The 13,696-nt window shown below is 34.5% G+C and carries 12 protein-coding genes and 1 other annotated feature; of the genes, 2 read left to right on the forward strand and 10 right to left on the reverse strand.

The annotated features are described in order from the left end of the window. Positions 1 to 83 precede the first annotated feature (83 nt). The 7 genes from WR164_RS08240 to WR164_RS08270 form a co-directional block, all read right to left on the reverse strand. Entirely contained in the window at positions 84 to 947 is an 864-nt protein-coding gene (locus WR164_RS08240) for an ABC transporter permease (protein WP_286137136.1), read from the reverse strand. Beyond that, a complete protein-coding gene (locus tag WR164_RS08245; RefSeq protein WP_286137137.1) occupies positions 947 to 1,837 on the reverse strand; it encodes an ABC transporter ATP-binding protein in 891 nt (296 codons plus the stop codon). The genes WR164_RS08240 and WR164_RS08245 overlap by 1 nt, the downstream gene beginning before the upstream one ends. A gap of 198 nt (positions 1,838 to 2,035) precedes the next feature. Next, complete coding sequence (locus WR164_RS08250) at positions 2,036 to 3,181, reverse strand: collagen binding domain-containing protein (RefSeq protein ID WP_286137138.1); 1,146 nt, start codon at positions 3,179 to 3,181, stop codon at positions 2,036 to 2,038. A gap of 9 nt (positions 3,182 to 3,190) precedes the next feature. Beyond that, entirely contained in the window at positions 3,191 to 4,468 is a 1,278-nt protein-coding gene (locus tag WR164_RS08255; protein ID WP_286137139.1) for a glycosyltransferase, read from the reverse strand. An 81-nt stretch (positions 4,469 to 4,549) separates the two neighbouring features. Further along, entirely contained in the window at positions 4,550 to 5,476 is a 927-nt protein-coding gene (gene mmuM, locus WR164_RS08260; protein ID WP_286137140.1) for a homocysteine S-methyltransferase, read from the reverse strand. Positions 5,477 to 5,505: 29 nt separating this feature from the next. Continuing rightward, on the reverse strand, positions 5,506 to 6,435 hold the full coding sequence (gene mmuM, locus WR164_RS08265; RefSeq protein WP_286137141.1) for a homocysteine S-methyltransferase: 930 nt from the start codon (positions 6,433 to 6,435) through the stop codon (positions 5,506 to 5,508). A gap of 5 nt (positions 6,436 to 6,440) precedes the next feature. Then, complete coding sequence (locus WR164_RS08270; RefSeq protein WP_286137143.1) at positions 6,441 to 7,805, reverse strand: amino acid permease; 1,365 nt, start codon at positions 7,803 to 7,805, stop codon at positions 6,441 to 6,443. Between the two features lie 48 nt (positions 7,806 to 7,853). Beyond that, positions 7,854 to 8,088: a binding site (T-box leader), on the reverse strand. 414 nt (positions 8,089 to 8,502) lie between these two features. Here WR164_RS08270 and WR164_RS08275 point away from each other — a divergent pair. Continuing rightward, positions 8,503 to 9,846 carry an aspartate aminotransferase family protein gene (locus WR164_RS08275; RefSeq protein WP_286137144.1) on the forward strand — a complete coding sequence of 448 codons (1,344 nt, stop codon included), beginning with the start codon at positions 8,503 to 8,505 and terminating at the stop codon, positions 9,844 to 9,846. Positions 9,847 to 9,867: 21 nt separating this feature from the next. Beyond that, positions 9,868 to 11,331, forward strand: a complete 1,464-nt coding sequence (locus WR164_RS08280; protein ID WP_286137145.1) for an APC family permease — start codon at positions 9,868 to 9,870, stop codon at positions 11,329 to 11,331. A 98-nt stretch (positions 11,332 to 11,429) separates the two neighbouring features. On the opposite strand, the gene WR164_RS08285 is transcribed toward WR164_RS08280, so the two are convergent. From WR164_RS08285 to WR164_RS08295, 3 genes are all read right to left on the reverse strand, one after another. Beyond that, the gene (locus tag WR164_RS08285; RefSeq protein ID WP_286137146.1) at positions 11,430 to 11,624 is read right to left on the reverse strand and encodes a hypothetical protein; all 195 of its coding nucleotides are present in this window, start codon (positions 11,622 to 11,624) and stop codon (positions 11,430 to 11,432) included. A 137-nt stretch (positions 11,625 to 11,761) separates the two neighbouring features. Beyond that, positions 11,762 to 12,394, reverse strand: a complete 633-nt coding sequence (locus tag WR164_RS08290; protein WP_286137147.1) for a hypothetical protein — start codon at positions 12,392 to 12,394, stop codon at positions 11,762 to 11,764. 105 nt (positions 12,395 to 12,499) lie between these two features. Then, entirely contained in the window at positions 12,500 to 13,648 is a 1,149-nt protein-coding gene (locus WR164_RS08295; RefSeq protein WP_286137149.1) for a YdcF family protein, read from the reverse strand. Between the last annotated feature and the right edge of the window lie 48 nt (positions 13,649 to 13,696).

Here is a 13,696-nt window from a genome sequence, read left to right on the forward strand (position 1 = left end):
TAGCATTTGGAATCTCTGTCCTATTTGTAATTTTTTATTTGACTTACTTGTATATAAAAAATTTAAATAGAAAATAAAAATATTTACTCGCTCTTTGAATATCTCATTAATCTTGAAATTGGAATAAAAATAATGATAAACAAAATTGAAAATCCAATTAAGATCAATGACATTTTTGGGATATTAAGATCAGAATGCCAACGTAAATTGAATGCCATATAATTTTCAAAATGTCGTTTAATACTAAATGGTAATTTATGAAACGAAGATGCAATTTGTTTTAGCATCAACAATTTTCTATAAATAGCGGCTGTGTAAGATGCGGGAATAAATTTGATAAAAGTCTGGGCACCAGATGGCATTTCCCCCATTGGGACGTAAACACCAGCAAAGAATCCGGCAGCGGTTCCAACGATCGTATTAATTAGCCCTAGCGATTCAACCTTTTTCACAAGTGAAAGAATTAATAAGTTACAAGTTGTCCACACGATACTGCTAAAAATCATCATCAATAATAATTTGGGTAATAAATTTAAATTAAGGCTTAAATGATCAACAATTGCAAAGTATCCATCCATTAATGTAAACATAATTAATTGCATAATCGTTCCAATTGAAACTGAATTCAGCAAATAACTTCCTTGAATTCCTAAATAGGATAAATCCGTTAATTCTAAATCTTCAATCGTTAATGATTCACGATCGTACGCCATTTGAGTTAGTGCAATATTAGTTGTCGTAATAGATGTAATTGCTAATGTCCCTGCCATTAACCAAAGATCTAGTAGCTTAGTTGAATGTGGAACCATCTTCCAACTATTCTGCATTGTGTTTTTAATAAAAATAACATAAAGCAAAAATGCAATTAGCGCACCTAGAATTGAGAATAAAAGTCTTCCATGATTTTTAAAATATAAAGTTAAATTTCGTTTGGTTAAACTAAACATTATTTAATGTCCTTTCCAGTTAAAGCTAAGAAAATATCATTCATATTACCATGATGATATTCTAAATCTTTAATATGCGTCTTGATATTATCAATAATCTGAAGTCCAGCTTGCATGCTTGTAACCACGATCTTCATTTTATTACCATGAACTGATACCCGATTTTCATTACCAATCAAGGACTTAGTTGCTTTTACATTATCTACAATGACATTTAATACGTATCCAGCATACTTATGCTTCAAATTATCAACTGTATCATTAGCAATGATTGAGCCTTTATTCATAATATAAACGTAATCCGCGTGATCCGTTTCTTCAAGGTAATGGGTGGTTAGAATAATAGTAAGTTGATATTCCCTTCGTAAATCCTTTAAAACATTCCAAATCACACGCCTTGTTTGAATATCAAGACCGGTTGATGGTTCATCCAAGAATAAAACTTGTGGTTTATTGATTAGGCTCCTTGTAATATCTACCCTTCTTTTTTGGCCACCAGATAGTGTCTTATACTTTTGATTCATAATACTTTTAATATTGAATTTATGAATTAAATGCTGAACAAAATTAAGATCAATGTTTCGGTACATCCCTAACCTTGATTTTAAATTTTGTTTGACCGTCAGTTCGCCATCTAAGACACTACTTTGAAATGTGATGCCAATTTCATGACGATACTTGCGGTTACCAGGGTGTAGTCCTAATAAGCTAATCTTTCCCGAAGCTGGTTTCGTGAGTCCCGTCAGCATTCTCATCGTTGTTGATTTACCAGCTCCATTGGGGCCAAGAAATGAAACTAAATCTCCTTTATTAATCGACAAATTAATATGATTGACCGCAACTTTATTTTTATAAGTTTGCGTTAAGTTATTCACTGTTAATATTTTCATGATATCCTCCTTATTTGTTTAATTGATAACAGTGTTATTTAATTGGCAAAAAATAAATAAATGAAACATTGAATTTTGCTTTAATAAAATAACACTGTTATGTATATTTTTGTGATAACGCCGTTATCAAATAAAAATCAAATCACTAATAAAAAACGAGTTGCTTTTAAAACAACTCGTTACTTTAAATAAATTTAATTACCATGAAAATGGTGTATCCCAGTTAATTTGTCCATATCCAGAATGATCATAATGCCATTGATATTGATTATTACCAGCATCTATTAATCCATTATCATCAATATGATAAGCATAATGAATTTTGAAATAATGTTTAGAGTTAGAATGACAATTTTGATTAGGATGACCATCATGATCTTGATTAGGATTGGGATTAGAATTTGAGCTTGGTTTAGATAAAACGGTCCCATTCCCACCAAATGAAATCGTCGCATTTATTGACGTATTTGGTTCACCATGAATTCCATCACCATCGATTGAAACTTCATTATTATATGTACCGCCATTTGAATTACCATTTGCATTGGTTTGATAAGTCAAATTTACTCCGTCATTAATTGGTTTTGAAAAATGGAATAATAAATGAGAGCCATTATTTGTAACAGAAACCGGTGTAGTTTGACCATTGGCAACAAAATGGTTATGCGCATCCCACTTTCCTAACTGTGCAGTAACACTATTGGACATATATGATTGGTTAGGACCAATCGTATCATTTAGAACGATGTGATTAAGATGCTGTAAGTTTGGGTTAAAGGCAACGTTCCAAGTGATTCGTTGATGCTGATTATCTGGCCACCAGCCAATTTTATTAATGAACCAATTCTTGCTAGTTTGGTTAATATATTTACCATTAACATTTAAATTAATAGAACCGTGTCGATCAACTTGTCGATTTAACAATTGATTATTAAATTTAAGGATTCCATAATCAGAACCACGATTAATTGTGAAGCTACCAACAGTTTGATGCTGATTATTATAGACATCAAATTGATCACGACTTAAAGCTTGTACATTATTAGGCAATTTAAATAAGATTGTATCTCCTGATTTAACGTCAGAAGCATCATTCAATTGCCAATTCCAGATTAAATGATAATTTTGATAGCGATCCAATTGTGATTGATTTGACACATCATTACCACTTGCGTCTTTAATTTCGTCACCAATCTTTACATTATGATTTAAATTCTGGGAAAATTCCGGTGTCTTCTGAACTGTTCCAGTATTACTTGCAATCACTTCCGCATGATTAGATATTAAACCAAAGCTTGTTAAAACAATCAAGCAGCCTATTAATCTTAAAAATATTTTTTTCATTTCAATCCCTCACTTTGAATGATTTGTTTTATCCCATTTATTATTATTAGTGATGACATTTTTCAAACTGATAATCGGAATGAAACTTGTTACCAAGTTAACGGTGAAAAATGCAAAAGAGTAAATCAACGATAAAACCATACTCAGATGGCGATTACGATCGTTATCATGAAAATAACGGTTGATCGACATATAGTAAGCATAGGAAATTAAGATATCCAAAAGTAACCAGATTAAAATTAAAACTACAAAAGGCCAGCTAAGCATATGGTGAACAATTAATAATTTAATTTGAACCCCAAATGCTAATAAATTCGTTAAGTTAACTAAAATATAAATAAAGGGCACGTAAATATCGATGGTCAACAAAAATTTCTGAGTAGTTTTAACGTATTTACTAGCGTAGATCCGCCATAAATACTTATGACATTGAAATCCACCGGTACACCAACGGATTCTCTGATGAACATACTGTTTTAATGTTTTAGTTGCAAGCTGTCTAACGCGTGCCTTCTCCGTAAAGAAGCAGTGATAGCCCTTAAGCAATCCCCGCATGGTAAATTCCATATCTTCTAGTAACGAATTACCCCATTTAACATCTTTGGCCATTTCAAGTGTGACAAACTGGCCGTTACCTGAAGCAATCCCATCCCCAAAATTATTCCTGGTGATTTGGGCCTTTCGGTTCAACCCACAAAATTCAAAATCTTGGGCAGCTTCAACCATGTTATGAACATTAATCATTTTCACAGCAGATTGAACCATACTAACGTGATGATAATGAATATCATATAATTTTAAAATATGGTAAAAATCTTCAAACCGCATCCAACCATCCGAATCAATGATGCCAATAATGTTATGGCTAGCTAAATTACAATGGTGATCAATGTAATTTACCCCAGTATTCAAAACAGAACCCTTGCCCTGATGTTTACTTTGATTTGACGTCTGAATGACCATCGCATGGTGTTGCAAAGCAACATGTAAAGTGTGATCACTGGAACAATCATCAACGACTAAAAGATGGGGATGAATCTTGTTTATTGTTTTAAAATTATTTAGTTCTCGTTTTAATCTATCAATGGTCGCGCCAATCACTTGTTCCTCGTTCAAAGCTGGAATTAAAATCCATAGATCATAATTGTTCTTAAAATCATTGTTAACCTTTAATGTTTTTGGATCAACACGAAATGGATTAGCCAAAAAGAATAGTGTTTCGATAATATAAAAAATGTAGAAAAATGCTGAAACACACAACAGCACGTTAATGATAATGTTAATCAAAAATTACCTCCATTCCGGATGAATGGAGATAATTATATCATATAAATATTAAATAAATGATGATATTTATTTTTAAATATCCTAAATAGTTTGCTGCAAAACACGCCCTAACGACCGAGTCCTTTTTTCTGACATACAACAACATCCGCCAACATATTTCACACCGAGGCGTAACCACTGTTTAGCTAAATGATTAAAATCATGTTCACTAATGCCATCATCAGTCCACTTTTTAATCTTAGGATTATACGCTGCTCCTAAGTTTGGAAATACAATTAAATCTTTATGATTACTAACGTTAGTGGTTAAGTTCTTTAGCGCTGGTGTTACCAATTCAGGATCAACGCAATTAATGCCATAAGCAATGACATACGGTTTCTGTTCCAAGAAATTTTGGACTACCATAATTGGTGTTCCATCCGAAATATGATTAGCATCTAATAGTGAACACGATACGATCACTGGAATATTAGCATTTGCTAGGTAATTAACAACTGCTTTGATTTCTTTAAATTTAGGCATGGTTTCCAACATTAAAACATCAATTCCAGCATTAATTAAAACTTGAATTCTTTCCTTATGAAAATCAACATACTGTTTATCTGATAACTCGTAGTCACCAGTGTATTCAGCTCCATTCGCTAGATATGCTCCATAGGGTCCAATGCCCGCAGCCAACCATTTCGGCTGATTTGTCTGGGATTGCTTCCTTCCTTTTTTAGCAACCTCAACTGCTTTTTTAAGTAATTCAACTGCTTCTTGTTCTGAATAACCCGCTTTGATCAATCCTGGAATGCTAGCCTGGTAGGTATCAAGGGTCGTTAAATTAGAACCACTATCAAAATATGATTTATGAACATCAGTAATTAAATTACTATGTTTCTTTAACGCATCGGCCGTCCACAAACGACTGTCTAAATTCAATCCGCGTTCTTCCAATCCTAAGGACATTGAACTATCCAATAAAACGTGTTTCTGTTGTTTTACCCATTTTGTAAAATTACTCATCAAAATTCATCCCTTCCACAAATAAGATTTTAATTATCAATTTCAACTAAAAGTCGGTGTAAAGATTGGGTCCGTTGTGTCGTCATACAACAGCAACCGCCAATGTATTTAGCACCTAATTGGATCCACTGTTTAGCTAATCGATTAAAATCATGTTCACTAATTCCCTTACTGGTCCATTTTTTAATTGTCGGATTATACTTAGCACCCAAATTGGGAAAGACCATTAAATCTTTATGATTATTAAGATGGGCACTAACCGTTTTGATGACGGGAGTTACTAATTCCGGTTTCACACAATTAACGCCATAGGCAATTACACATGGTTGTTGTTCTAAGAAATCTTGGACGACGGTAATGGGTGTCCCATCAGCAATGTGTTCGCCATCCTGAAGTATACATGTTACTGTAACTGGAACATGGTAGTGATTTAAGTATTTCACAACCGTTTGAATTTCTTTGAAATTAGGCATTGTTTTGACCATCACAACGTCGACACCAGCATTAATTAGTGTATCAATTCGATCACGATGAAAATCGAGGTATTGTTTAGAAGTTAAATCATAATCACCAGTGTATTCAGCACCATTTGCCAAGTAAGCACCATAGGAGCCAATTGCGGCAGCTAACCATTTTCTTTGGGGAGCCTGTGAAGTTTTTCGTCCTTCTTTCCCAGCTTTAACGGATCTTTCCAGTAAATTAACGGCTTGTTCCTTAGAGCATCCAGCATCCAATAAACCTGGAACACTTGCCTGATAGGTATCTAAACTAGATAAGTTTGAACCACTATCAAAATATTTTCGATGCACATTTTCAACTAAATCAATATTTTTTCCTAAAGCAGCTGCCGTCCATAAACAGTTATTTAAATCGAAACCTTGCTGTCCTAATCCTAGACCCATTGAACTATCCAATAGGATATGTTTTTGTTGTTTTGCCCACTTTGTAAAATCACTCATCAATATCACTCTTTCTTCTTATAAACAATTTGATAATAACCATAACAGATAATTGAAAATGGAATCCCAATTATAATTGCAATTCGTTGGTTCGGATCAAATGCAATCCCAACTAATGAAATCGTACAAATAATAATTACTAACCATGGTAAAACGGGATATAGCGGTGTTTTATATTTTAATTCATCAAGATGATGCCCCATTTTCAAGAAATGTTTTCTAAAATTCAATTCTGACCAGCCAATTGCTAGCCATACGACAACGACAGCGAAAGCCGATAAAGCTGTTAAACCAAGATAAACGGTATTCGGAGCATAGATGCTTGATAGCAGCGATAACAAGCCACCTAAAATCGTTAAAGTCAGTCCATAAATCGGAATTCCATGTTTGGTAAGTTTAGCCAGCCGTTTAGGTAACGTCTTCTGATCAGCCAATGACCATAACATTCTGGAAGCCGCATAGACACCAGAATTAGCACCGGAAAAAATAGTGACAAATAAGATGATATTCATAATATCGGCAGCGTGTGGAATGTTAATTTTTTCTAAAATCGTAACAAACGGGCTTTGAGCTAAAGAAGATGAACTTTGTGGAAGAATGGCGCCTAAAGCGATAATTGTTCCAATGAATAAAACAATTAGAATGATAAGTGTTTCCTTAATCGCATGGGGAACACTTTTTTCTGGATTCTTACTTTCGCCAGCGGCAACGGCAATCATTTCGGTTCCTGAAAAAGCAAAGTTAGCTGACAGAATAATGGAAAGGACTGGCATAATTCCATTCGGTAGAATTCCATTTGCTCCTAACTGTGCAAAGTATGGTTTAAATTTAATGTTATGAAACGGAATGATTTTAAAAATAATTAAAGCTCCAATTATCATAAAAATGGCTAGGGCTAGAACTTTAATCATTGATAACCAAAATTCACTGCCGGAAAACAAATCCATATTAATAACGTTCAACAGTAAAATTACCACTGCAAAAATTAAACTTAACACCCAGATTGGAACGTTTGGCAGATACTGTTTCACAATTGTCGCGAGCGCAATAAATTCTGAGCCTAATGCAATCGTCCAAGTCAACCAATACATCCAAGCAACAACGAAACCAACGCCGGGACTAATGTATTTACTAGCATACGTATGAAAGGCACCGGTCCCTGGTTCATGGACCGATAATTCGCCTAAACACGCCATGACCATACAGACCAAGATTGATCCAATTGTATATGCAATAATGGTGCCAATCGGGCCGGCCGTCTGAATAGAATAACCAGTGCTCATGAAAATACCAGTTCCAATTACACCACCTAATGACATTGTAATTAAATTTTTACTTTTTAATTCTTTTGAAAAATGTTGCTTTGCCAAATTAAATTCACTCCTTAATTAGAAAAATAAAAAAGCATCCACCCTTATAAAAAGGGCGAATGCTTCGCTGTGCCACCTTAATTTTGTAGATTATTATTAAATAATCTACCTTTCAGAAACCATGAATCGATTTCTTCGCACGTTATCGGGTGTTACCGTCATAAGCTCTTAACTTACGAAAGCTCAGAGACCATTTTCACTAATTTTAAATTATCCATTTACACCGACCATGAACTCGCTTTAAATTTTAAAATTAATTACTTTTTCTCATCAAAACTTTATTTTTTAATTAATTGTTAATTATAATAACACAATTCTTTTCATCAAGAAAGTTTTAATTTTAATCGTTTAATATTCAAAGATAGATTTGACATATATAGAATTTTAGATATAATTAAAATAACGAATTGATTATAAAACAATTAGATTGGAGTTAAGAATAATGAGTGCAATGCCTATTATAATTAAGAACTTAATTTTACCGTTATTAATTTCAATTGTGATTTTATTTTTATTAATTTATCATAATTCGGATGATAGGGATTTTAAGCATTGCATTTAATTCCAACTATCATCCATGCAGAACAACAAAACTGTGTGGATCAACTTTTCTAGAAAACGAGCCTCGCAGTTATTGATTTAGCTGTGAGGTTTATTTTTTTATAATCAAAATATTAAATTAAGGAGTGATATGATAATGGAAGATAAGAACAAAGAAATGTTAAAAAATGAAGGCGATCATTTTTCAAAAGCATCTCGAATTAAGTACTTTGACATTGTCATCAAGGAAGGGCACGGTGCAATCCTAACAGATGAAGATAATCACCAATACATTGATCTACTATCAAGTGCTTCCTCAACTAACACGGGTCATGCTCATCCCCACGTTGTCAAAGCAATTCAAGATCAGGCTACCAAACTAATTCAGTACACGCCAGCCTATTTTGCCACCGAACCGGAAGCAAAATTAGCACCCCGTTTAGCTAAGTTAGCGCCAATGGAAGGACCCGTTGAAGTTGCCTGGGGTAATTCCGGATCAGATGCTAACGATGCCATCATTAAATTCGCAAGGGCATATACTGGCAGACAATACATAGTTAGTTTTACAGGTGCTTATCATGGCTCAACTTACGGTTCAATTAGCGTTTCTGGTGTTAGTTTAAATATGACCAGAAAAATTGGCCCACTATTACCTGGCGTTGTGAAAGTTCCATACCCAAGTTCTTGGTATCGTCATAAGGGTGAGAGCGAAGATGAATTTTCGGACCGAATGTTTGAAGCCTTTAAATTACCATTTGAAACATACTTACCGGCAGATGAAACGGCATTGATCATGGTGGAACCCATCCAAGGCGATGGTGGTTTTTGTAAAGCACCCGAAAGATACTTGAACCATGTTTATAAATTTGCAAAAGATCACGGCATTTTATTTGCCGTTGATGAAATTAATCAAGGAATGGGAAGAACCGGTAAGATGTGGTCAATTCAACGTTTCCCAAAGATTCAACCCGACTTAGTTGCGGTCGGTAAATCAGTCGCCTCCGGATTACCATTAAGCGTCGTTTTAGGCCGCAAGAAAATCATGGAATCGTTAAACGCCCCTGGTAATGTCTATACCACCGCTGGGAATCCAGTTACGACCGCTGCTGCCAACGCTACTTTAGATGTGATTGAAAATGAACACTTAGTTGAAAGAAGCAAGCGTTTAGGCAAAGTTGCCGAGAATAAGTTTAAACAGTTTGAACAAAAATTCGACTTTATCGGTGACGTTCGATTATATGGATTAAACGGTGGAATTGATATTGTTGATCCCAAAACTGGAAAGCCTGACAGTAAAAATGCAACCAGATTAATTTACCGCATCTTCCAGCTTGGTGCTTTAATGATTACCGTCCGTGGTAATATTTTAAGATTCCAACCACCACTGGTCATTAAAGAAGAAGAGTTAGATCAAGCATTCAATATCATTGAACAAGCCATGCAAGAATTAAAGGATGGTAAAATAAAGAGCCCGGCTAATTTAGATCAGATTGGCTGGTAATTAATTAAAGGAGAATGGTTTATGAAAAATATTTTTGACAAAATGAATACAAAGGTGGATTATCATTTCTACCAAAAGAAGGATAAAAATTTGCAACGAACGATGGGCGTCAAAGATTTCTTAGCACTTGGGCTTGGAACCATCTTATCAACTGCTATTTTTACACTTCCAGGAATTGTTGCAGCTGAATATACCGGCCCATCAGTTGTCATTTCATTTATTTTAGCTGCCGTGGTTGCCGGTCTAGTAGCCATGAACTATGCTGAGATGGCCTCTGCATTGCCATTTGCTGGTTCAGCTTATTCATGGATCAGCGTTGTGTTTGGTAAATTCTGGGGCTGGATTGTCGGTTGGGCCCTGATTGCTGAATACGTGATTGCAGTTGCTTTCGTTGCTTCTGGTCTATCTTCTAATTTAAGAGGACTCGTTTCACCAATTGGGTTAGTCCTGCCAAATTCACTTTCTAATCCACTAGGAACGAATGGTGGCATTGTCGACATTGTCGCTGTTGCTGCAGTTGCCATCGTTGCTTTCGTTCTATTCAGGGGTGATAAAAGTACTTCTAAAATCACTGATACCCTCGTTATTTTGAAATTACTCGCAATCATCACCTTCGTTGTCGTTGGTGCAACCGCAATTAAAACTTCCAATTATTTCCCGTTTATCCCTAAATCACATCCAAATGCTAATGGAACCACTTTTGGTGGTTGGGGCGGTATTTATGCTGGAATGTCAACTATTTTCCTAGCATACATTGGATTTGATTCAATTGCATCTAATTCTGCTGAAGCTAAAAATCCACAAAAGACGATGCCACGTGGAATTATCGGTTCATTAGTAATTGGAACCCTATTCTACATTGCTGTTTCACTAGTTCTAGTTGGGATGTTCAAATACAGCGTTTACGCTAACAATTCGGAACCAGTCGGCTGGGCTCTACGTGAAATTGGTCATACCGTTACCGCGACCGTTGTTCAAGCTGTCGCTATTTTAGGGATGTTCACTGCTTTAATTGCCATGATGATGGCTGGATCACGTTTAATTTACTCATTTGGACGTGATGGGATGCTACCTAAAAAAGTCGGAAATTTGAATACACGTCACCTTCCAAGCATTGCTATCTGGGTTATCACAATTGTCGGCATTGTACTAGGTGCCGTCTTCCCATTCACATTCTTAGCTGAATTGATTTCAGCTGGAACTTTGATTGCATTCATGTTCGTTTCACTTGGTCTTTACCCACTTAGAAAACGTGAAGGTAAGACCCTTCCAGAAGCTTCATTCAAAGCACCATTCTACCCTGTTTTTCCATTCCTAGGTTTTCTAGGTGCATTAGGAATCTTCTGTGGATTGGATATTGAAGCAAAGACATACTCAATCGTTTGGTTCGTAATTGGTGTCATCATTTACTTTGCATATAGTGTTAGACATTCAGTTCAAGATGACGCTGTTAAAACTAATTCATCTAGCAATACTGAAAAATAATCAATCTAAAATCCATTTAAAATTAAAATGCTTTGCAAATTTTGCAAAGCATTTTTTGTTTGATCAATATCGAATTAATTGAATCGTATAATTAATTTCTATTTAATCTTTTCTTTTCCAATTGACTTTTCATCACTATAATTAATTCCATAATTTAAATCTTTTCTAAAGTTATAATGATTTAGCATCCCATTAAACCAAGGATTATCACTTTTGGTTTTCTTTAAAATATTGATATTTTGTGTACCATTAATTTTTTCAAATTTATGTTTGTCAACAGCTTCATTAGTCATGTTAAATTGCATCTCTCTAAAATTAATTTTTTATCATGATATTATTATATACTTAAATTATAATTAATGGAGAATCAAAAAAGACAAATTACTAGCTCAATACTAGCAATTTGTCTTTTTGCATATTCAATTTTAAATTAATTCATATTACCAATTAATAAAAATGGCAATTCAGCCTTTCCATTCTTATTTAGGTAGTGTTTTAATTGTCCCACAAATTGAAGTGCAAGTTTACGATCCTTGGATGATTTAATGTTCTTGCTCATTAATGTCAATTGATTGATATTTTGCTTATTATCCTTCTTTTGATGAAGAATGATTTGTTTAGCAAAATTAACAACTGGCTTTAAATTTTTGTTGCGGCTTTTACTGTAATATAAATCCGTTGGGAAGTTCACCCAAGTATTATACTTCTTACTCTTTGAAGTTAAGTTAACTTCTACACCATTTCGATACTGCCAAATATTTTTAACCCTAAATTTATATTTATTGTTAATCGCTGCATTGGTGGCTTTTTTACTATAAGTGTATTTAAATGGGTAGGAATTCTTTCTTAAGGAGACACCCCGATTAATACTGTATACGTATCCTTGTTTTTTTAAACTATTAGCTAAAGATTTATTAGCAGACAACTCACTTCTAAATTTATGTGTATTAATTCGGTTATTCGTTTTAGCAGCACTTGCGTTAATTCCAATTAATGATGTAAATGATAGGAAAACCGCTCCTACAGTGTAGAATGTTTTTCTATTAAATATCTTTTTATTCATAAATAAAAACTACCCTTCAAAAATTTATAATAAGTTTATAACTTATTATAAAACTTATCAAATTAAATAACATAATCATAAGCTTACATTGTTAAAAGTTAATTACTATCTCTGAATCTGCGGCAATACCCAGTATCCATTGATTCGCAGAGCATCACTAATTGCCTTATTGGTTCTAATATCCTGCGGTTGAATTGGTTTAAATTCCTGATCAGAGTCAGCGGCAACGTAGTAATCCAAATGGTAATCACTATGTGAATTCAATTGGGCATTCTTAAAAAGGATGTAAGCCCGCTGCATGTGGGATGCACTTGAAACTAAGGTCACCGACTTAGCCCGGCACCGTCTCAAAATTGCCATTGAATTCAATGTATTTTGGGTGGTGTCTAAGGACTTTGTTTCAGCAATAATTCTTCTGCCTTGAATGCCATGGTGAATCAGCCACTTCTTCATCACTTTCGATTCTGCTGTCGGTTCTTGGGGTAGTTTACCACCACTTACAATGATTCTAGTTTGCGGAAGTTGTTTAGCAAGTTTCAATCCAGCCTCTAACCGCTGAACCAACGTTTTTTTAATTCGGCCATCAGGCGTCAAAACAAAGCCTAAAATGACAATGAAATGATGTTGCTGATCAGCTTGGTTTACTAAATCGAAACGGTGATTTAATGACATCGTCAAACCATCATGAACAATCTCTAAAGTCTTCCTAAATTGAACTGCCTTCCCCTTATTAATTCTAGTCAAACGATGAATTAAATGTTGATATTTATGAATTTTGTGGTGTAATTTGGCAACAACGGCTAAACTAACGAGTGCTTGATAATCGTTGTGGTTATGCTTTAGGGTAATCCGAACTAAGTTAGTCGATCGATCATTGTTTCCAGATATGCGCTCAATCGAAGCTAATCCTAACAAGTATTTAGCATCATATGGATGAAATTTTAAAGCCGCTTGGTAAAGTCGAATTAAATCAACACGATTATCTGAAGAAGTTACTCCTTGATTTTGAGTCTTCTCAAAGTTTGGTTTGTGCCAATAATTATACAAGATGGCATGGTCAATGATTTTCAACTTTAACCGAACATCTCTTATCGTACTAATCCTTTGTTTCACGGCATCATACGAATACTTATTTTCATATTGTTGAATTTGTTTATCATCATTAGCAGTTCCAATTGGATAATTAATCACGGGTGCAGGTAACGAAAGTAATAGTGTCGACATTAAATCAGTGTCTTGTTTCTTAGTCTTCATCAGTAATCACCTTCTTAGTAGTGGATTCTCAAAATCCACCATTAGAAT

The organism is Philodulcilactobacillus myokonensis (assembly GCF_027923585.1).
GTDB lineage: Bacteria > Bacillota > Bacilli > Lactobacillales > Lactobacillaceae > Philodulcilactobacillus > Philodulcilactobacillus myokonensis.

Excerpts from the sequence above, each read along its gene's own strand:
- WR164_RS08240 (WP_286137136.1), bottom strand. The coding sequence starts at position 947 with ATGTTTAGTTTAACCAAACGAAATTTAACTTTATATTTTAAAAATCAT.
- WR164_RS08250 (WP_286137138.1), bottom strand. The coding sequence starts at position 3,181 with ATGAAAAAAATATTTTTAAGATTAATAGGCTGCTTGATTGTTTTAACA.
- mmuM (WP_286137140.1), bottom strand. The coding sequence starts at position 5,476 with ATGAGTAATTTTACAAAATGGGTAAAACAACAGAAACACGTTTTATTG.
- WR164_RS08245 (WP_286137137.1), bottom strand. The coding sequence starts at position 1,837 with ATGAAAATATTAACAGTGAATAACTTAACGCAAACTTATAAAAATAAA.
- WR164_RS08290 (WP_286137147.1), bottom strand. The coding sequence starts at position 12,394 with ATGAATAAAAAGATATTTAATAGAAAAACATTCTACACTGTAGGAGCG.
- WR164_RS08275 (WP_286137144.1), top strand. The coding sequence starts at position 8,503 with ATGGAAGATAAGAACAAAGAAATGTTAAAAAATGAAGGCGATCATTTT.
- mmuM (WP_286137141.1), bottom strand. The coding sequence starts at position 6,435 with ATGAGTGATTTTACAAAGTGGGCAAAACAACAAAAACATATCCTATTG.
- WR164_RS08285 (WP_286137146.1), bottom strand. The coding sequence starts at position 11,624 with ATGACTAATGAAGCTGTTGACAAACATAAATTTGAAAAAATTAATGGT.
- WR164_RS08295 (WP_286137149.1), bottom strand. The coding sequence starts at position 13,648 with ATGAAGACTAAGAAACAAGACACTGATTTAATGTCGACACTATTACTT.
- WR164_RS08280 (WP_286137145.1), top strand. The coding sequence starts at position 9,868 with ATGAAAAATATTTTTGACAAAATGAATACAAAGGTGGATTATCATTTC.